Consider the following 20,012-nt stretch of genomic DNA (forward strand, 5'->3'; position numbering starts at 1 on the left):
ATCATCAGCGTCGTTCGTGTTTCAGAATGGCCTCCCCAAACTTCCGGGTGATCTCAATTCCTGCATTTTTCAGAAACTCTGTGGGTAATTCGCCACCTGCAAAAATGTACACCAGGTCGTTCTTCATTTCCATCGCTTTACCGTCCTCAAACTGAAGTGAAACATCTGTCTCGCCAATCGATGTAACATTTGAATTCAACAGCACTTCCAGTTTCTTTTCTGAAATAGCTTTTCCCAACAGCTCATTATTCTTCGATTTCAATCTAGAGAACGTTTCCTTTCTGTAAGATAAAGTGACTCGGTTTTGCGGGGCAAGCAACAGCGCCGACTCAACGGCAGAATCGCCACCACCTACTACCAGGATATCTTTGTCGGAAACAAATTCAGGTTCGAGCAAACGATAATATACCTTAGGCAAATCTTCACCCGGAACATTTAGTTTTCGAGGTGTGCCACGGCGCCCAATCGCCAGCAGCACTTTTTGCGCGGTGTATTCTTCTCCATTGTGGCAAAGCACTTTAAAATGACCATTTTGGATTTCGATCTTATCCACCTTTTTATTTTCATGAATGCTGATCCCGTTATCGGCAGTCACTTTTTCCCACAAATCCAGCAACTCGTTTTTATCAGTTTCAAATAACTTGACCTTCCCGTGAAGCGGCAGGTCCATGGGTGAAGTCATCACGATTTTTGCGCGGGGAAAGGAAGCAACTGTTCCTCCCAGCGTATCCTGTTCCAAAGTCACTGTTTTCAGTTTCAGACGACGGGCTTCAAGCGTGGCAGAAATGCCTGCGGGACCTGCTCCAACCACCACCAGATCGTATTCGGCTTTGCTTTCATACTGAATTCCCTTTGCTAGGTTATTGACAGCCTGCCTGCCCTGCTCCACCGCATTTCTGATCAGTCCCATTCCGCCCATCTCGCCGGCGATAAAAATTCCTTTTACATTCGATTCGAAATATTGGTTAACATGCGGCAGGTCGACTCCCCGTTTCTCGGTCCCGAGAAACAGCGAAATCGCCTGTGTGGGACAGGCATGAAAACAGGCGCCGTGCCCAACACAGCGGCTGGCGTTGATCACCGTTGCCTTTCCATTGCGAATGCCCAAAATATCGTGTTCGGGACAGGCACGGATACAGGCACCGCTCTGAATACACGAATTTACATCCACCACCGGATGAAGCGAAACGGGCTCGTGCAGCCCCTCTTCTTTTGCCACACGGATCTTCTCCTCTACCCGCTTTGATTCACGCCTCAGCTTTCGAATGTAGATGTAAAGTACACCGATCAAAAAAAAGGCAACTCCTCCGTAAATCAATATTTTCTCCCAGAAACTTTCCATCCTTTAAAAAATCCATTTGTAGCCAAACAACACAGCAACCATCACGTGAATGATCATGATCACCAGCATCACCAGCGCAAAGGGAAGGTGCGCCACGTGCCAGTATCTTAGAAAATTCTGCATCGACGACAACCAAGCAATCCTCCGGTTCAAAATGATCTTTGACTTGAAAATACGAACCGCACTCCGAAGGTGTTTCCCTTTAATGTTTTTCGTTTTGAGTTCCTTCCTGAACTGCCTCACCAGTTTTTGTTCAAATACAAATCTCCGGCAAATCCGTACCAGGTAATTGACTCCCTCCTTTTCTCCTGCTTTGGCCACTGCCGCATTCATTGACGTAATTATGTGAGCGTCAATTTGGTGTTTGTTTTTTAACCCGGAAATAAGTTCCGATTCCATTGTGTTCAACTCATTCAAACTGAGCTCTCGCCCTTCGATGGTACGTGGTATCTGCAGGTAAATAAACCGTCCGATTACACCACTGAGAACCACCGCGACCATACTCCAAAAACTAACTGCTACCAGGCCGCCAAACTTAAAGGAAGTATGAAACAGCACCAGGATCGGCCCCAACGTGCACAAAAAAATATGGAATTCGAGCCAGTTACGAAGTACGCCCAGCCGCGATAATCTGCGGAAACGTTTCCGGGACATGTAGCCAAAAACACCTATGATCATAAAAGCCGAGCCCACGATACCAATTCCGTGTCCGATCAGGCCGGTCGGTTTCAACCACTCGTGTCGTGGATGAACAGGCCGCTCGTGCAGCGGAGTCAGGTAATAACCCGACCCATAAAAAGCCAAGGAAAAAAATACAAGCAGGGTGACTGAGACCAATAAACCAAGGTAGATTTTATGTGCAATCCGTCCCATACTGCCAAGTTTGTTACAGTTAAATTTAGGCATATTCCTGTTTCTATATACGTTCATGCTCTGATAAAAAGTATTTTAGATCTTTTCCAAATTACTTCTCAAGCCACTACCAACCAGCGAGATCGATTTTCCCAAAGAACTTGTGCTGCTCAACAAAGCGGAGCAAAAGATTTCAGGCTTGTTTTAAAAAATTAAATCGCCTGGCTAAAAATGTGCTTCGGAGCTGTCTATTCTCAAATGGAACATTAATTTTATGCAGACCAATAAAACCTATATCGATGAAATATTATTTCCCAATTTTGCTTTTTGCAATTATTACTCAAGTTTTTAGTACCCGATTATCTGCCAAAACACTGAAAGAGTCCGGCTTGATTCCGATTTCGTATGACGCTGTGAAGCTTCAGGGCTATCCTGGACAAAAAATCGACCTCTGTATTTCGGAACAAATAAAAAAGAGAGACGTTGAACACCTGGTGGAGCCGTTCCGGCACAAAACAGAAACCCGGCTTTGGCAAAGCGAATTCTGGGGAAAGTGGATGCTTTCGGCAGTAGCTGCCTGGAAATATACGCAAGATGAAGAGCTGATGAATATTATGAAAACTGCGGTTGATGGCTTGCTTGAAACGCAGCTTGAAAATGGATACATCGGAAATTATGCTCCCGAAAGTCAACTTACCCAATGGGACATTTGGGGCCGCAAATACAGCATGCTGGGACTAATCAGATATTATGAAATATCAAAGGACAGAAAAGCTTTAAAAGCAGCTCAAAAAGTAGCCGATCACCTGCTGACCCAGGTTGGGCCGGGCAAAAAAGACATTACCTACACCGGAAATTACCACGGAATGGCGAGCAGCTCGGTGCTGGAACCCATCGTTTATCTTTACAAGCACACCGGCGAGCAACGTTACCTCGATTTTGCAAGTTACATTGTACAACAGTGGGAAAACGAAGACGGGCCCAAACTTATCAGCAAAGCAGTGGAAGGCGTTTGGGTAAGCGAACGTTTCCCGCATCCCGATGTTTGGTGGAGCTGGGACAACGGACAAAAAGCCTACGAAATGATGTCGTGTTACGAAGGCTTGCTCCAACTTTACCTGGTCAATCAAAATCCGAAATACTTAAAAGCAGTGGTGGATGTGGTGGAAAATATCATCAACACCGAAATAAATGTAGCCGGCTCGGGTTCGGCTTTTGAATGCTGGTACCATGGCATTGAAAACCAGACACGCCCGACTTACCATACCATGGAAACCTGTGTTACCATGACCTGGATGAAACTTTGCTACAACCTGCTGCAGGTAACCGGAGAACCGCATTATGCCGACCAGATTGAGAAAACATTTTACAATGCTTTGATGGCTTCGATGGAATACAACGGCAACGAGATTGCCAAATACAGTCCGCTGGAAGGCCGCCGGCACGCCGGTGAACAACAATGCGGAATGCACATCAATTGCTGCAATGCCAATGGCCCGCGGGGATTTACACTAATGCCGGGATATTCATACATGACTTCGGGAAATACGGTTTTTGTCAACTTTTACTGTCAATCGGAAGCCCAAATTAAGCTTGCAGGAAACAACGAGATTATTATCCGGCAAACCACCACTTACCCGGAAAGCGGTCGCATTACATTTGAAATTCAACCGGAAAAAGAAGCATCTTTTGAATTAGCCCTGCGAATTCCGGCATGGAGCGAGGAAAATTCACTAAAAGTGAATAACGAAAAAATTGACGGGATTGTAGCCGGAACCTACCAACGAATTAACCGCACCTGGAACAAAGGCGACAAAATAGAACTTACACTCGACCTGCGGGGAAGATTGGTAAAAGAAGACGATTACCAGGCCATTATGCGGGGGCCGGTGGTTTTAGCCCGCGATTCAAGGTTTAACGATGGCTTTGTTGACGAGGCCGCAATTATCCGAAACGAAAACGGAATTATAAATCTTGAACCGGTGGCCGATAAACCCAAAGATATTTGGATGGCTTTTACTGCTCCGCTGGTGTTGGGAACCGATCTTGAAGGCGAACTGAGAGAACCACAAGCGATCCGCTTTTGTGATTTTGCATCGGCCGGAAATACCTGGAATGAACACACCCGCTACAAAGTTTGGATCAGGGAAACCCTGAATGCAATGAAAACCAAATACTCGAAATATTGATTTCCGAGGAAATAATGGTCTACCGTATTAATCAAGGATCACTGCGTTAAACGGGGTTGTTACAAGAATAAAGGGATTAAACCCAACGGCTCAATCCCTTTATTTTTTTTAATCTATTATTGATCTTTTTCAGTCTTATTTTGCCGAAGCAGAAGCAATTTCGCCTCCACCTTCCAACAGTATCTCGTCATCTTCCCATTTTATTTTATCCAGCTCGTTCATCATCGAATCTTTCAAAGCGATGTAGCGCGGCATATTGGCTTCCTGCACCGGCTCAACCGGAGGTGCCTTTACTTTCAGCGGATCGACAAAACCACCGTTTTTCTGAACCCTGAAATCGAGGTGAGGACCGGTGGCCAACCCGGTGGCTCCCACGTAACCCACCACGTCGCCTTGCCGGACACGGCTTCCGGTAGAAATTCCTTTTGCAAAGCCGGCAAGATGCATGTAGGTAGTTGTATAAACCGAGTTATGTTTGATCTTTAAATAGTTGCCGCCACCATTCGCCTGATAGGCTTTTGCAACAACGGTACCGTCTCCGATGGTCATCACCGGAGTTCCCTTGGGTGCCGCATAATCCACTCCCTGGTGAGGACGCCGAATGCGCAATACCGGATGCAAGCGGCTGTTCGAAAAATGCGAACTGATGCGCGAAAATTTCAGCGGCGATTTCAAAAAAGCCTTGCGCAGGCTTTGTCCTTTATCGTCGAAATAATCCGATCTATCTTCCTGATCAAATAAAAATGCAAAGTTAGATTCTCCATAATGGTCGAATTCGGCAGCATAAATGGTACCGATGCCGATCCGCGTGGAGTCCACAAAAATTTCGTCGTAAATTACCCGGAAACGGTCGCCCTTTTGAATGGCAAAAAAGTCGATCGTCCACGCAAAAATATCGGAAAGCTCAAGCGCCAGCATGGGGTCCTGGTTGTTGTCGATCATGGCATTCCAAAGCGAAGACTTAACTTCTCCCCTGGCAACAGTCCTGCGTGTTACCACGTCTTTCTGACTTTGGTAAATTCCCAGGGTATCGAACAATTCAAAAATAGTATAATCGACCGCAGAATTCTCGTAAACAAAATAACGGGCCTCGTTCAAAGTATCGGCGGTTGAAAAAATAGAATATTTACCACCACTCTTGATTTTCCGCACATCAAAAATTTCTTTCGATTTTCGGGCAATCTGATCGATGGTCGCCATACTCACGCCCCGCGCGTTTAAGATCTGGCTCAGGTACTCGTTGTTACGCACAATTCCGTCTTCAACACTAAAAGAATCAACCGGCAATCCGTATTTCAGAATCGGATCCTTGATGGTTGCCATGGTATCAACAACTACAGTTTCTTCTTTTGAAGACGATTTGGGAGCACAGGCATTCACCATTAAGATAACAACGGCGCCCATAGCTGTCATCCATCCTTTCCAATTATTTCTCATCCTGCTAAGCTTCATAAGTGGCAAAAATAAGAAAACTTAAAAAAGGATAGTTTCATTGTGGAAACTTTCGAAAAAAGTGGCGTCAATAAAACTATTTAGAATGAAAGGTTTTATGTTCAGTTCCGAATCAGGCTATAATTTGATATTGTCAAAACCTTTTCCGTAAACGCCCATCACGCTTCCCATGGAAATAAATGCATCGGGATCGATTTGCTTAATGTAACGGAAAATGGCACCACTTTCCTTTTTGCGCACCACCGACATAATCACCTTCGAATCTGCTTTGGTGTACCACCCTTTACCATCCAGTATGGTGACCCCACGTCCGGCTTCACGGTTGATGAACTCGGCAATTGTTTCATATTCTTTTGAAACGATGAACATTTGAGCCGAACGGTTAGCTCCACTCAGAAAGGAATCGAGCCCGTACGACATTACCCACATTACCACATAGCCGTAGACCATTTTATCAACCGATTTAAAAACGAGAAAAACCGAGCCGATAATGATAACATCGCACAGCATGATCACACGCCCGGGACTCACATTACGGTATTTATTCACGATCATGGCAATAATGTCGGTTCCTCCTGTACTACCGCCGCGCGAAAAAACAACGCCCAGCCCGGCACCACTAAGCATCCCCCCAATTACCGACGATAAAAACAGGTCGTTCACCAAAGGTTCTCTTACCATATTTTCGAAAATGGCAAAAAAGGCCGTCAAAATTCCAATACTGTATATGGTTTTCATACCAAAATTGGCGCCCAGCACTTTAATTCCTATTAACACCAACACTGCATTAATGGACAGGTAAGTAACACTCACCGGAATTCCGGTAGCATAGTACACCACCGCAGATACACCGGTGACTCCACCGCCAGTAATTTGCGCAGGAATAATAAACAATTCCCAGGCCATGGCGAACAAAAACAAGCCAAAAGTCATGATGGAATAATCCTGAATTATCCGGGCGAGATTACGGTTGGCTGCCAACATTTTTGTAAACATTGTTTAACTTTTTATGAGCTTTAATTTCGCCGCAAAAGAACACAGCAAAAACCGAACAAAAAGTGATGATTGTCAGGGATTTCGGGTTTAACGATAAATTAAAATTCAGGCTCAAACCATGAAAGTGAAACTCCAAAACAGAATTACATAATGATTCAATTTTTTTTGATCCGAAGTTGAATTAATCTATAAGGGGAGATGATGAATCAGGTTTCATTAATGTTTTTAGTGGTAATAAATTTCCGGCGTTCGCTTTTGCAAATTTCGGAAGAAGACCTGTTGGAAGGTGTAAAAATCGTTGGTTCGGTAGCCATTTACGAAAGAGTTAAAGAGGGAGCGGCAGTATTAAGTTTCTAACGAGCAGGTACTTTTCAATGATCACTGCAATCATCGGAGTTGCCCGGTGGTTGCAGTTCTTTTACAAAAATAATGAAAGCGCATTTTTCAGCTAGTTTACCCTCTCTCCTGTCTCTCCCTTACAAAGGGAGAGATGACTCGCCTGTGAAAATAAATACAGAAATGAATAAATAGACTTTTATCAAAGAACAAGTGACTTATCGTCCCTGCCTAAAGGCAGGCAGGCTTCCTTCTCGCAGGAAAGGAAAAGAGGATGGGTAAAAATAGATGACCCGAATAACTTTCGATATGAAAAAAGGACGATCCATTTTATACCGACCGTCCTTTTCTATATTTTGTTGGTTGATTGATTATCCAACTGCGATGTTGATGATCTTTTTCGGAACATAAATAAATTTCCGAACCGATTTGCCTTCGATCCATTTTTCGGAACGCGGATCGCTCAAAACAGCTTTCTCCACTTCAGCCTGTGGCATATCAAGTGGTAATTCGATTTTAAAGCGCATTTTGCCATTGAAAGAAACCGGGTATTCGTGAGTATCTTCCGTCAGTAAACTTTGATCTACTGCCGGCCAGGGTTCATAAGCCAGTGTTTCGGTATTTCCGTATAGCGACCATAACTCTTCTCCCATGTGCGGAGCATAAGGTGCCAGTATTTTGGCAAAAGTTTCGGCCGTAGCCTTGGTTACTTTTCCTTTTTTATAGGCCAGGTTATTAAATACCATCAAAGCAGCAATGCCGGTATTGAATTTCAGGTTTTCAATATCCGACTCCACTTTCTGGATGGTTTGATGCAGCAATTTTGCCACTTCCATATCTTCCTCTCCATCCACAATATTTTCCGGGTTAGCGAAGAAACGGTAAACACGGGCGAGGAAGTTAAACACTCCTTTCACACCGTTTTCGGCCCACGGTTTACGTTCGTCGAGCGGCCCCATGAACATTTCGTACAAACGCAATGAATCGGCTCCGTAACGCTCAATCACATCATCGGGATTTACCACATTCTTCAACGACTTCGACATTTTGGCCACAATCTGCCTCAGCTCTTCGCCGGTTTCAGTGTGGAAATATTTTCCTTCTTTTTCTTCCACCAAATCAGAAGCAACCTTGGCTCCGGTAGAAGTTTCGTAAGCAAAAGCCAGGATCATTCCCTGGTTGTACAACTTCTGGAACGGTTCGTCAGTTGAAACAATTCCAAGATCGAACAGCACTTTGTGCCAGAAACGCGAATATAGTAAGTGAAGTACTGCATGTTCTGCTCCACCTACATACAGGTCGACCGGCATCCAGTATTGTTCTTTTTTAACATCAAAAATCGAATCCTCGTTCATCGGATCGATATAACGCAGGTAATACCAGCACGAACCGGCCCACTGAGGCATGGTGTTGGTTTCGCGGCGGCCTTTTCTTCCGTTTGTATCGGTTACAATCAGCCAGTCTTCAGCATTTGCCAACGGCGATTCACCCGTTTCGCTGGGTTTGTATTCTTCCAGATCGGGCAATTGCAAAGGCAGGTTTTCATCCTCTACCAAAGTAACTTCTCCGTCTTCCCAGTGAATAACCGGGAAAGGTTCTCCCCAGTAGCGCTGACGGCTAAACAGCCAGTCGCGTAATTTAAAATTAACGGTAGCTTTTCCGATTCCCTTTTCTTCGAGCCAGGCAATTACTTTTGCAATACCGGCGGTTTTGTTCAAACCATTAATATCAATGCCTGTTTCTGAACTTGCCGAATTAATGTAGGCACCATCTTCGGTCCAACAAGCATTTCCGGCCAACACTTCGTCGCGGTTTTCCACATCTTTCGGATCCAGAATGCAGATTACCGGAATATCAAATTCTTTCGCAAATTCAAAGTCGCGTGTATCGTGCGCCGGAACCGCCATAATAGCGCCTGTTCCGTAACCAGTCAATACATAATCAGCCACCCAGATCGGAATTTTCACATTGTTGATCGGGTTAATGGCATAACGACCGGTGAAAACGCCCGTTTTTTCCTTGGCCAGATCAGTACGGTCCAAATCCGATTTCAATGCAGCCGCTTTTACATATGCTTCTACTGCTTCTTTTTTATCGTCAGTTACGAGTTCGTTTACCAATTCATGCTCGGGAGCTACAACCATATACGTTGCGCCAAACAAGGTGTCGGGACGGGTAGTATAAACACGCAGTTTTTTGCCCAGACCATCGATTTCGAAATCCACTTCGGCACCGGTCGATTTTCCAATCCAGTTCCGCTGCATATCTTTTACACCGGCGGGCCAGTCTAAACCTTCAAGGCCACTCAGCAAACGTTCTCCGTAGTGCGGAATACGAAGCAACCATTGCTTCAGGTTTTTCCGAATTACCTGATGCCCGCATTTTTCGTGTGAGCCATCGGTTAAAACTTCCTCGTTGGCACAAACAGTTTTACACGAATCGCACCACCAAACCTGTGCATTGTCGTAATAAGCCAGGCGTTTCTCGCTGATGTATGCTTGTACGGCTTCCTCTCCTTTTGATTTTACCTCTTCAGTAATCACCAATTCAGAAATCGGACGGCCTTTTTGTTGGGTCTCGTCAAAATAGGTATCGTATAATTTTTTGAAGATCCACTGTGTCCATTTAAAATATTTTGGATCAGTGGTATTGATTTCGCGGTCCCAGTCGTAGCTCAATCCGATCGACTTGATCTGTCTGCGGAAATTATCGCAGTTTTTCTGGGTAGTGATTGCAGGATGCGTTCCGGTTTGAATGGCATACTGTTCTGCCGGAAGCCCAAAAGCATCGTATCCCATCGGATGCAACACATTAAAACCTTTCATCCGTTTATAGCGACTCAGGATATCGGTAGCAGTATATCCTTCGGGGTGTCCCACATGCAAACCGGCTCCCGAAGGATAAGGAAACATGTCGAGGATGTAATATTTCGGTTTTGAAAAATCGTCTTCTGTCTTAAATGTTTTATTTTTCTCCCAATACTGTTGCCACTTTGGCTCAATTTCCGCGAATTTGTAATCCATTGTATTTTATTGAAACTGATTCGAATAATTAGGCGGCAAAGATAACGATTTTGTCGGATGTAAACGGCGGATTTTTACATTCGAAACACAAGAGGACCAAAGTTTAAGATTGAACCCTGATAAATCGCTCAAATTTCATACTGACGGGCACATCCAACAATAACATACTGTACAACAATATGATAGAACCTATATTTTTCGTAACTTAAATACAAACAAATAAAACCAATAAAATGAATGCCAAAAACAGTCAGTCATTTGTCGATGACTTTATGAACTACGTGAAAAGCAAAGATCCCAGGCAACCCGAATTCCATCAGGCTGTACACGAAGTAGTTGAGTCTCTCGCCGACTATCTTTTGGACAATCCACGGTATCTTCATGCAAGAATACTTGAACGTTTGGTAGAGCCCGAACGCATCATACAATTCCGGGTTCCCTGGATCGACGACCGGGGAAAGATTCAAATCAACCGCGGTTTCAGAGTGGAAATGAACAGCGCCATTGGTCCCTACAAAGGCGGCTTGCGCTTTCACCCCACCGTTAACCAAAGCATTCTGAAATTCCTGGCCTTTGAACAGGTTCTGAAAAACAGCCTTACCTCCCTCCCCATGGGCGGAGGAAAAGGAGGGTCCGACTTTGATCCGAAAAACAAGTCTGATAACGAGGTGATGCGTTTTTGCCAGAGTTTTATGACCGAACTCTCCCGCCATATCGGAGCCTATACCGATGTACCGGCCGGTGACATTGGCGTTGGCGGTCGCGAAATCGGATTTCTTTTTGGACAATACAAACGCATCCGGAATGAGTTTACCGGAGTGCTGACCGGGAAAGGAGTTGAATGGGGTGGATCATTGATTCGTCCTGAAGCAACCGGTTACGGAGCTGTTTATTTTGCCAAGGAAATGATGAGCACCCGGGGAGAAAGCTTTGCAGGAAAAATTGTTTGCATCTCCGGATCAGGAAATGTGGCTCAGTATGCTTGTGAAAAAGTAATTGAACTAGGAGGGAAAGTGGTTACACTCTCCGATTCGAGTGGTGCGATTTATGATCCCGACGGGATCGATACTGAAAAACTCGCTTATGTGATGGAACTCAAAAATATACACCGCGGAAGAATTCGCGAATATGCTGATAAATACGGAGTGCAGTACATGAAAGGGCAACGCCCGTGGAGCATAAAATGCGATGTGGCACTCCCCTGTGCTACCGAAAACGAAATCAACAAGGAAGAAGCTGAGATACTGACAAGAAATGGCTGTTTTGTGGTAGCAGAAGGTGCCAACATGCCAAGTACGGAAGAAGCAGTACGTCACTTTATAAACACAAAAATCCTCTTTGGTCCGGGAAAAGCGGCCAATGCCGGAGGAGTAGCGGTTTCGGGTTTGGAGATGACTCAAAACAGTATGCGCCTCGCCTGGAGCAGAAAGGAAGTAGACGACAAGCTCCATTCCATCATGTGCAACATTCACGAAATGTGTGTGAAATATGGCAAGACTACACACGACTTTACCAATTATGTTAAAGGAGCCAACATTGGAGGCTTTGTAAAAGTGGCCAATTCTATGATTGCTCAGGGTCTTGTATAACATCTGCTTAACTGTTTATATATGAAAAGTCCGGGTTCTTTTGGAATCGGACTTTTTCTTGATGCCCGACAGGCCGGATCAAGAGGTATGATTTTTGTACCAGTCGCGCAGAATTGTACTTTTGCGCAAAACATGAATACCGGAAAAATGACCACGGGAAAAAGCATCCTATCGCGAATATCCTAATGATCAGCATCATTATTAAAGAAACTACATAACCGTATGAAACATTTTTACATTGTTCTACTTTTTCTATTTTTCACGCAAACCATCAATGCTCAGCATTATGTAAAAATAACCGACAGCAAATCGGGAGCGCCGATTGAAGGCGTTGTTCTGCTTTCGGATCATTTTTCGGTTCAATCGGATGAAAACGGGAGCGTCGACATTGCAGGTTTTCATGCGGATGAAAAAATCCTGTTTAAACACTCATCGTATCTGTCGCTCACCCTTACCAAAGAAAAAATAGAAAAGCAGGGTAATGTGGTAGTTCTCGTGGAAAACCCGGTGCGATTGGACGAGATCGTGGTTTCGGTAAACCGCTGGGAACAATCCAGGGCAGAAGTTCCTCAGAGCATTGTGTCAATTCCGGCAACCGATATCCTGCACTACAATCCTCAAACTACGGCCGACCTGCTTGGCACAGGCCATGGAATTTTCATTCAAAAAAGCCAGATGGGTGGCGGTAGTCCGATGATCCGCGGTTTTGCAGCCAACCGTCTTTTGATTGTTGTGGACGGAATCAGAATGAATAATGCCATTTACCGGAGTGGGAACCTGCAAAACGTCATTTCCATCGATGCCAACAGTCTCGAAAACACCGAGGTGATACTCGGGCCGGGAACCGTAATTTACGGCAGCGATGCACTGGGCGGAGTAATGAGTTTCAACACACTCACTCCCCGGCTATCCACTTCTGACAAAGCCAGTTCATCCGGAAAGATTTTCACCCGCTACTCAAGCGCCAACGCCGAGAAAACCATCCACGGCACCTACAATTGGGGCGACGAAAAGTGGGCCGCGGTGCTTAGTACCACCTATACCGATTACGACGATCTTCGGATGGGACGTCACGGCCCCGATGAATACCTTCGCCCGGAATATGTTTCAAATGCCAAGTTTGAAGGAACCGACAAAATTATTTTCAACGATAACGATAAAATTCAGAAATACACCGGCTACAGTCAATTCAACATCTTAGGAAAGGTTCGTTACCGTCCGTCAGAAAAGTTTGATTTGTTGCTGAGTGCCAATCTTTCGGAAACCGGAGACATCCCCCGTTACGACCGGCTGATCGTTTACCGGAACAACAAACTCCGGTATGGAGAATGGTACTACGGGCCTCAGGGTTGGTCGATGTTTAGCGGACAGTTGGTTCTTCATCCCAACAGTGGTCTGGCCGACAAAATAAACATCCAAACGGCTTTTCAGAAATACGAAGAAAGCAGGTACGACCGCGCCATTAATAAAGCCGACCGAAACGGACGCAAGGAAAACCTCTCCATCTTTTCCGCAAATTTTGACGCAGCCAAATACTTCGACAAGCAAAATGAATTCTTTTATGGGCTGGAATCGTATTACAATCTCATCGACTCAAAAGGAACGGTTTATAACCTGTTAACCGGAAATACAGAATCCATTCCTTCGCGCTACCCCGGCGATTCCGATTACGGAAGTGCAGCAGCCTATGTAATGTACAAGCACAAGTGGGCCGACAAATTCATACTGCAGGCCGGAACAAGATACACCTACACCTGGATGAGCGGGGATTTCAGCCAGCAGGATTATGGCTTCCCGTTCGAGGGTTTTAACATGAAAAATTCGGCCCTGATCGGAAACCTGGGATTTGTATGGCACCCCTCATCAGACTGGCAGATCAACCTGGACGCATCCACCGGATTCCGTTCACCCAACATCGACGATGTTGCCAAGGTTTTTGACTCTGAACCCGGGAATGTGATCGTCCCCAATCCCGACCTCAAGCCGGAATACTCCCGCACCCTTGATGTGGAAATCAAAAAGACTTTTGCTGAAAGGGCCAGTTTGGAAGTAGGTGCGTTTTACACCCGCCTGAAAGATGCCATGGTACGCAGAGATTACAACGGGCTGGGAGTTGATTCAATTTTATACGATGGAACACTGAGCAAGGTGGAAGCGCTGGTAAATGCCGATGCAGCCGATATTTACGGAGGTTCTGTAGCTTTCGAATTTATCTTTTCCCCGCACCTTTACACCAAACACGACCTTACCATTACTATGGGAGAGGATTCTGACGGATACCCGGTGCGGCATGCTCCGCCAACCTTTGGAAGCTCGCACCTGATTTATGAAAACCACCGCTGGTTTGCCGATCTGTATGTCATGTATAACGGGGAAATTGCCTTTGAAGACCTGGCGCCGTCGGAACAGGACAAGCCTTACTTGTACGCCATCGACAAAAACGGAAATCCGTATGCGCCTTCGTGGTGGACGCTTAATCTGAAATCGAATTATAAAATTCACCCGAAAATAACATTGAGTGCCGGGGTGGAAAACATCTTCGACAAACGATACCGCCCCTACTCTTCGGGGGTGGTAGCCCCGGGAGTAAATTTTATATTCTCGGCTTTGTTTAAAATTTAACGGAAGAAGCTCTTTTAAAAGGAGATGGAATCGATGTTGTATTCGTTATGATCAAAATAATCGATTTTCTCCGGCACTAAAAAAAATCATTTGCCGTTTATAAAACAGTAAGGCAAAAAATCGTTGAGGTTTTTTAACTTATTTAATTCTGTATTACCTTCAAGAGGGATGGTTGCATCCCTCTTTTTTTATTTTTACAGGATGAAGAAAATCGGGGACGAAAATGAATTCAAACAACTTTGCGATCATTGCCTGGAGTTGGAGCCTAAGCTGGAAGCAGTAATCAAAGAATTTGACTACCCTCCTTTCTGGCACCGCGATCCGAATTTCGCCACGCTGGTACTTACCATCCTTGAACAACAAGTGTCGCTGGCATCGGCAAAAGCCGCCTTTGTGCGCCTGCAGGAGCGAATCGGCGAAATCACCCCGGAAAACATTTTGCTGCTGAGTGACGACGAACTGCGTTCGTGCTATTTCAGCCGGCAAAAAACCATCTACACCCGGCAACTTGCCCGCGAGCTTGTCGAAGGAAAGCTGGATCTTGAAGCGCTGAATAAACTCCCCGAAGAAAGCATCAGAGAACGGCTGCTTCAGTTAAAAGGCATCGGGCACTGGACCGTTGACATGTACGCACTGATGAGTTTGCATTTCGCTGATATTTTCCCTCCCGGCGACCTGGCCACCATTAAAGCAGTGTACGAATTAAAACTGGTTTCTCCCGAAGCATCAAAAGAAGAAATCATTCGATACATGGAAAAATTTAGCCCCTACCGTTCGGTGGCTACTTATATTTTATGGCATTCGTACATTCAGCGGCGCAAGCTAACCCTGGAATAAAGGATTTTCCGATCCAAACAATTTTTGTAGCTTTGAGATTCAACAACCGATAAAACATGAATCGTTTTCGCTGCGCCATTCTTCTGCTGGCATTTTTTACTGCCTGTACTTCTTCGAACAAAAAAACACAGGATCCCCAAATAGTGAAAGTAGAACTGAGCACCGACATGGGGAATGTGATTCTCGAACTCTCGAATGAAACGCCCCTCCATCGCGACAATTTTGTAAAACTTGTAAACGACGGATATTTCGACGGCATGCTTTTTCACCGGGTGATCAACGGTTTTGGCATCCAGTCGGGCGACCCTGACAGCAAAACGGCCGCACCGGGAGATACTCTCGGGAACGGAGGTCCGGGATATACGATTCCTTCAGAAATCAATGGAACACTCTATCATAAACGGGGCGCCATTCTGGCCGCACGCGACAATAATCCGGCAAGAGCCTCATCGGGTTCGCAATTCTTTATTGTGCAGGGAAAAGTTCAAACCGACAGCATCTTAAACCTGGCCGAAAAAAGAATCAATGGCTGGCTCGCGGAACATGCCTTTATCAACGATCCTCACCACAAAACCTTACGCGATGCCCTGCAACTCGCCATCGATAGCGAAGACGAAAAACAACTTTCGACCTTGAGCGACAGTATAAAAGCCGGTGCCGAAAATTATTCCGATTTTGAGCGATATTCCATCCCTGAGGCTCACCGCGAAGTTTACAAGACCTCGGGAGGCGCTCCGCACCTTGATCAGAACTACACGGTTTTTGGAGAAGTCATAAAAGGAATGAATGTGGTAGATTCGATCGCCACACTTCCGGTCGATCCGCTTGCCCGTCCGTTATCCGACATTCGGATCATCTCCGCCAAAATTCTAGCCGATGAAAATTGACAATAAAATATCGTACTTTTTAACCGGCCCGTATATTTTCTTCGGTTTCATGTTTGTGCCGGGAGTTGTTTTAGGCATCCAAAATCACCTGACCATTATCACTGTAGTCTGCGTCATCGCTATGATTTATCTGTTCTCGACCTATTCAGGCGTGGAAATTGATACCGGACAAAAAAAATTCAGAAACTACAACAACCAATTTGGGTTGTTTAAGACCGGACAATGGCACTCGCTCGACGAATACATCGGGGTTACGCTCGTACCACTGCGGAAGGTTTACACCATGTACAGCCGGTCCAACAGAAGTAATACTTCCCACAAAACAGAATACCGTATTTACCTGGTAAACCGGGCCAAACGGCCTGCCATTCCCATAAAAAAATGCAAAACACAGGACGACGGATACAAATGCCTTGATGAATTTGCCATTTGGCTGCATAAACCGGTGTATTCTCCGAAATAGACCCCTCCTGCTGTTCCGTCAAAACAACTCTCCCTGAAAAACTGTTTAATCAGGCATATAAATCGTGCTATATTCGTGACCGCAAAAATAATTGATCCTTGTTTTTCGTTTCATAGGTATTCGCTATCGTAAAATTGAATTCATGAAGATAACCGGCCTTTTACTCATCCTTGTTATGCTGTCGACTACCGCTTTTGCGCAAACAAAAAAACGCGGAAAGGTAAAACGGAAATACCGCAACACTGAAGCAGTTACCAACGAAATGCCTTCGGTTTTTATCCGGGGATCGGTGTACGACGAAGATTACAATCCGCTGCCGGGCGCCACGGTTACCATCGATGGAACGGCAAAGGGCGTAAACACCAACGAAGACGGAGAATACATCATTTGGGGACTGGTGGAAGGCCGTACCCGTGTCCGGGTTTCATTTATCGGATACGAAACGCACACCGCCGACATCATTCTTCAAAAGGGACAAAACGTGAAGAATGTAATGTTGCCACTCGACAATATTCACCTGGAACCGATTCTGGTTAGTGCTCAAAAACGCGAACAACAAATCCTCGATGTGCCAACCGCCATTAGTTCGGTAAGCGCTCAGACCATGGAACAATCGAACATTACCGACCTGAGTCTGATGAGCGAATTCGTACCCGGGCTATACATTCCGGAACAGGGCGCCAACCGGCCGGGCTTTGTCATTCGAGGCCTCACCAGCGACGAAGTAAGCCCCAGCGCCCAGCCACGTGTTTCGGTGTATTTCAACAATGTTCCGATCAACCGTGCCAGTGGCGCCTCACTCGAATTGTATGACATGGATCGTGTGGAAGTTTTGAAAGGACCGCAAAACACCCTGTTTGGCAGAAGCGCCCAGGCCGGGGCGGTGCATTACGTCAGCAAAATGCCCACCGGCGAATTCAACGGAAGTCTCACCGCCGGATATGGAGATTATGGACAAAAAGAGGTGCGTGGTTTTGTCAACCTACCAGTGATAAAAGACAAACTGGCGGTGCGGGCAGCCGGCATTTACAACTACCGCGACGGCTATGTTGAAAATACTTTTGGTGGCGACCTGATGGGAAAAGACACTTACGGAGGACGTTTTTCGGTTCGCTTCAAACCGGCGTGGAACCATAAATTAGACCTCGTTGTGAATTACCAGAAAGACGATACTCCGGGAATTGCCTTTATGCCCGACAGTCTGCCCAACACCAACGGCACCATTGGGATATTCAGTGGCGTAGCGTCGCATGAACAGGGCACCAACCTGGGAACCGGAAAAGAGATTTTTGACGCCACGCTGAATTACCGCCTGTACATGAGTGAACACAATTACTGGACATCGATCACTTCGTACCGCACCAACGATGCTTCGGCGCGCTGGGACGGTGACGGAACAGCCTCGGCAGCCATCGACATGGCAGAAAATACGAGCGCCAGTCAGTTTTACCAGGAAATCAGGGGAAACTTCTCGCAAAACAGCAGCCTGAATGGCGTACTCGGGGCAAGCTACTGGCACGAAACTGCCGACCAGAACTACTGGTTCTCGCCCAACGAACAGCAACTCGCCAATCTCATGTTGTCCAGTCCGCCCATGCCACTGGTTGACAACAACGGGCAACCGATATCGATCAGTGTCATTCCCAATTACATTGCTGAACTCGACACTACCATTTATATTCCGCTCCCCACCAACCATCAGGAAGAAAATTACAGCAAGGCGACCAATTCAGCCGTTGAAGGTTTTATTGATGTAAGCTATCAGTTAAGCCGGAAGTTTTTTGTTTCGGGTGGCGCGCGCATTGTTTACGACCATTACAAACTGGGGAATGAAGCCAGCATGACCGGCGGCGATTCTTCTGTTTTGGGCGGATACCTGGGCAATGCCCCCAATGTATTTTTCCGTCCGGGCGATTGGCAGGAGATTAGCAAAACCACCTTGTCGTTTACTTATCGAGGAGGCTTGAAATACCGCTTTAACGAATACGGAAACCTCTTTGCCAATTATTCGCGCGGACGTCGTCCCAACGTATTGCAATTTACTTCAACCGGAGAAAAACAAGTACTGGATGCCGAAACGCTCGATAATTTCGAAGCCGGTTTTAAAGCCGCTTTCTTCGACCGCATTTACCTGGATGTAACCGGTTTTTATCAGCTCTACAAAAACTTTCAGACACGTGCCTGGGTGGCTAATGCTTCCACGGGCGAGTTTAATTACATCTCGAAAGACGGCGGACAAGCTACTTCATACGGGGCGGAAGCCAATCTTCGGGTAGCCGTTATTGAACAGCTTCACTTGTTTGCCAACTATGCCTGGCTAAAGACCGAATTCGACTCCACGGATGTGGACGGGCAGCCCCAGGAATACTCCGGAAATGTGTTTAGCCTGGCGCCCGAACACAGCCTTAATGTTGGATTTCATGCACAAGTAAATATTACGCCCACCATCAGGCTTTTTGTAACGCCATCGTATGCCTGGAAATCGCACATGTATTTCGAAGATGCCAGCACTCCGGGCCTCGAACAGGATGCCTATGGCTTGCTGAACATCAACGGTGGACTGGAGTTGGAAGACCCGAATATTATCCTTTCGGTTTGGGGCAGCAATGTGCTGGACGAACAGTATATTACCAGCGCCGGAAACACGGGAAGTTTGTTTGGGGTACCCACGTTTGTTCCCGGCCCACCAAAGATGATCGGCACCAAACTCACCTGGAATTTCACCAAGAAACCAAAAGCCTATTTTAAGCGAAACAGAAGGAACAGATAAGTAAGCGTGCCGCAAAAGTAAATTTCAGGCAAAACACCTTTACTAAAAAGAATACAAAAACAGAAACGGTCAAATCAGTTTTGCAAAAGTCCTGAAAGGACTAAACATGAGTAACCACCGGTATAGCCGGTGGTGGATGAAAGGCTGTATCTCAGCCCCGAAAGGGGTTGAACGAAGATCGTTACTTCAGGAAGTACTGCTCATCAATTTTAATGTTATGTTCTTCTAAAAGTCTTCGGAATTCTGCTTCAAAAGGCTCAGTTTTGTGGTGCCCTTCCTGATTTTTAATATAGTTTATCAGTTTGTCCTTATCCCAATACGAATAAGTTAATGCGGCATAACCATCGGCCCATCCAATAAAATTTGGGAAATGCCCGGATTCTTTTACCCAGATAGACGAAGCTGTTTTAATATCTCTGACAAAATCTGCTAATGCAACGGATGGATGAAGGTCTGTTAAAATATGAATATGCTCTTCCATACCGTTAATTCTGTACAAATGGCAATTTTTATTCTTTATTATTCCCCATCACTAGTGGGTATTAAAAATTAATAGACGTTCTTTGAAATTCTTTGTTAGTCGTACTTGTAGCGATTTTTGATAGCGTGACGATTTGAATTGAAAATACGGATTTTTGCATGCAAACAAGCAAT

14 protein-coding genes are annotated in these 20,012 nt (G+C 45.6%); 8 read left to right on the forward strand and 6 right to left on the reverse strand.

Going from position 1 to position 20,012, the window contains the following annotated elements; all coding sequences use genetic code 11:
• Positions 1-4 precede the first annotated feature (4 nt).
• Both MR764_RS16855 and MR764_RS16860 read right to left on the reverse strand, forming a co-directional pair.
• Positions 5-1,342 (reverse strand): NAD(P)-binding domain-containing protein, encoded by a 1,338-nt coding sequence (locus MR764_RS16855; protein ID WP_247980619.1) that lies wholly within the window; start codon positions 1,340-1,342, stop codon positions 5-7.
• A gap of 3 nt (positions 1,343-1,345) precedes the next feature.
• Positions 1,346-2,215 (reverse strand): hypothetical protein, encoded by an 870-nt coding sequence (locus MR764_RS16860; RefSeq protein ID WP_247980620.1) that lies wholly within the window; start codon positions 2,213-2,215, stop codon positions 1,346-1,348.
• A 278-nt stretch (positions 2,216-2,493) separates the two neighbouring features.
• On the opposite strand from MR764_RS16860, the gene MR764_RS16865 reads away from it, so the two are divergent.
• Positions 2,494-4,383: a beta-L-arabinofuranosidase domain-containing protein gene (locus tag MR764_RS16865; RefSeq protein WP_247980621.1), complete on the forward strand. Its 1,890-nt coding sequence runs from the start codon at positions 2,494-2,496 to the stop codon at positions 4,381-4,383.
• Positions 4,384-4,518: 135 nt separating this feature from the next.
• Here MR764_RS16865 and MR764_RS16870 read toward each other — a convergent pair whose 3' ends face one another.
• Together MR764_RS16870 and MR764_RS16875 are read right to left on the reverse strand one after the other, a co-directional pair.
• Positions 4,519-5,820: a M23 family metallopeptidase gene (locus MR764_RS16870; RefSeq protein ID WP_247980622.1), complete on the reverse strand. Its 1,302-nt coding sequence runs from the start codon at positions 5,818-5,820 to the stop codon at positions 4,519-4,521.
• 132 nt (positions 5,821-5,952) lie between these two features.
• Positions 5,953-6,831: a YitT family protein gene (locus MR764_RS16875; RefSeq protein WP_247980623.1), complete on the reverse strand. Its 879-nt coding sequence runs from the start codon at positions 6,829-6,831 to the stop codon at positions 5,953-5,955.
• Between the two features lie 198 nt (positions 6,832-7,029).
• Between MR764_RS16875 and MR764_RS16880 the strand changes: the two genes are divergently transcribed.
• On the forward strand, positions 7,030-7,188 hold the full coding sequence (locus MR764_RS16880) for a hypothetical protein (protein WP_247980624.1): 159 nt from the start codon (positions 7,030-7,032) through the stop codon (positions 7,186-7,188).
• A gap of 350 nt (positions 7,189-7,538) precedes the next feature.
• Here MR764_RS16880 and leuS read toward each other — a convergent pair whose 3' ends face one another.
• Entirely contained in the window at positions 7,539-10,190 is a 2,652-nt protein-coding gene (leuS, locus tag MR764_RS16885; RefSeq protein WP_247980625.1) for a leucine--tRNA ligase, read from the reverse strand.
• A gap of 233 nt (positions 10,191-10,423) precedes the next feature.
• On the opposite strand from leuS, the gene gdhA reads away from it, so the two are divergent.
• The 6 genes from gdhA to MR764_RS16915 all read left to right on the forward strand — a co-directional run bounded on the left by gdhA (position 10,424) and on the right by MR764_RS16915 (position 19,358).
• On the forward strand, positions 10,424-11,779 hold the full coding sequence (gdhA, locus tag MR764_RS16890; protein WP_247980626.1) for an NADP-specific glutamate dehydrogenase: 1,356 nt from the start codon (positions 10,424-10,426) through the stop codon (positions 11,777-11,779).
• A 222-nt stretch (positions 11,780-12,001) separates the two neighbouring features.
• Complete coding sequence (locus MR764_RS16895) at positions 12,002-14,401, forward strand: TonB-dependent receptor (protein ID WP_247980627.1); 2,400 nt, start codon at positions 12,002-12,004, stop codon at positions 14,399-14,401.
• A gap of 201 nt (positions 14,402-14,602) precedes the next feature.
• Positions 14,603-15,238: a hypothetical protein gene (locus MR764_RS16900; protein WP_247980628.1), complete on the forward strand. Its 636-nt coding sequence runs from the start codon at positions 14,603-14,605 to the stop codon at positions 15,236-15,238.
• Between the two features lie 56 nt (positions 15,239-15,294).
• A complete protein-coding gene (locus MR764_RS16905) occupies positions 15,295-16,125 on the forward strand; it encodes a peptidylprolyl isomerase (protein ID WP_247980629.1) in 831 nt (276 codons plus the stop codon).
• Positions 16,115-16,588 carry a hypothetical protein gene (locus MR764_RS16910; protein ID WP_247980630.1) on the forward strand — a complete coding sequence of 158 codons (474 nt, stop codon included), beginning with the start codon at positions 16,115-16,117 and terminating at the stop codon, positions 16,586-16,588. Before MR764_RS16905 ends, MR764_RS16910 begins: the two co-directional genes overlap by 11 nt.
• A 142-nt stretch (positions 16,589-16,730) precedes the next feature.
• Positions 16,731-19,358 carry a TonB-dependent receptor gene (locus tag MR764_RS16915; RefSeq protein WP_247980631.1) on the forward strand — a complete coding sequence of 876 codons (2,628 nt, stop codon included), beginning with the start codon at positions 16,731-16,733 and terminating at the stop codon, positions 19,356-19,358.
• Positions 19,359-19,539: 181 nt separating this feature from the next.
• On the opposite strand, the gene MR764_RS16920 is transcribed toward MR764_RS16915, so the two are convergent.
• Positions 19,540-19,881: a transposase gene (locus MR764_RS16920; RefSeq protein WP_348773088.1), complete on the reverse strand. Its 342-nt coding sequence runs from the start codon at positions 19,879-19,881 to the stop codon at positions 19,540-19,542.
• Positions 19,882-20,012 lie beyond the last annotated feature (131 nt).

Origin of the sequence: Maribellus sp. YY47, assembly GCF_023111095.1 — a bacterium.
Lineage (GTDB): Bacteria > Bacteroidota > Bacteroidia > Bacteroidales > Prolixibacteraceae > Draconibacterium.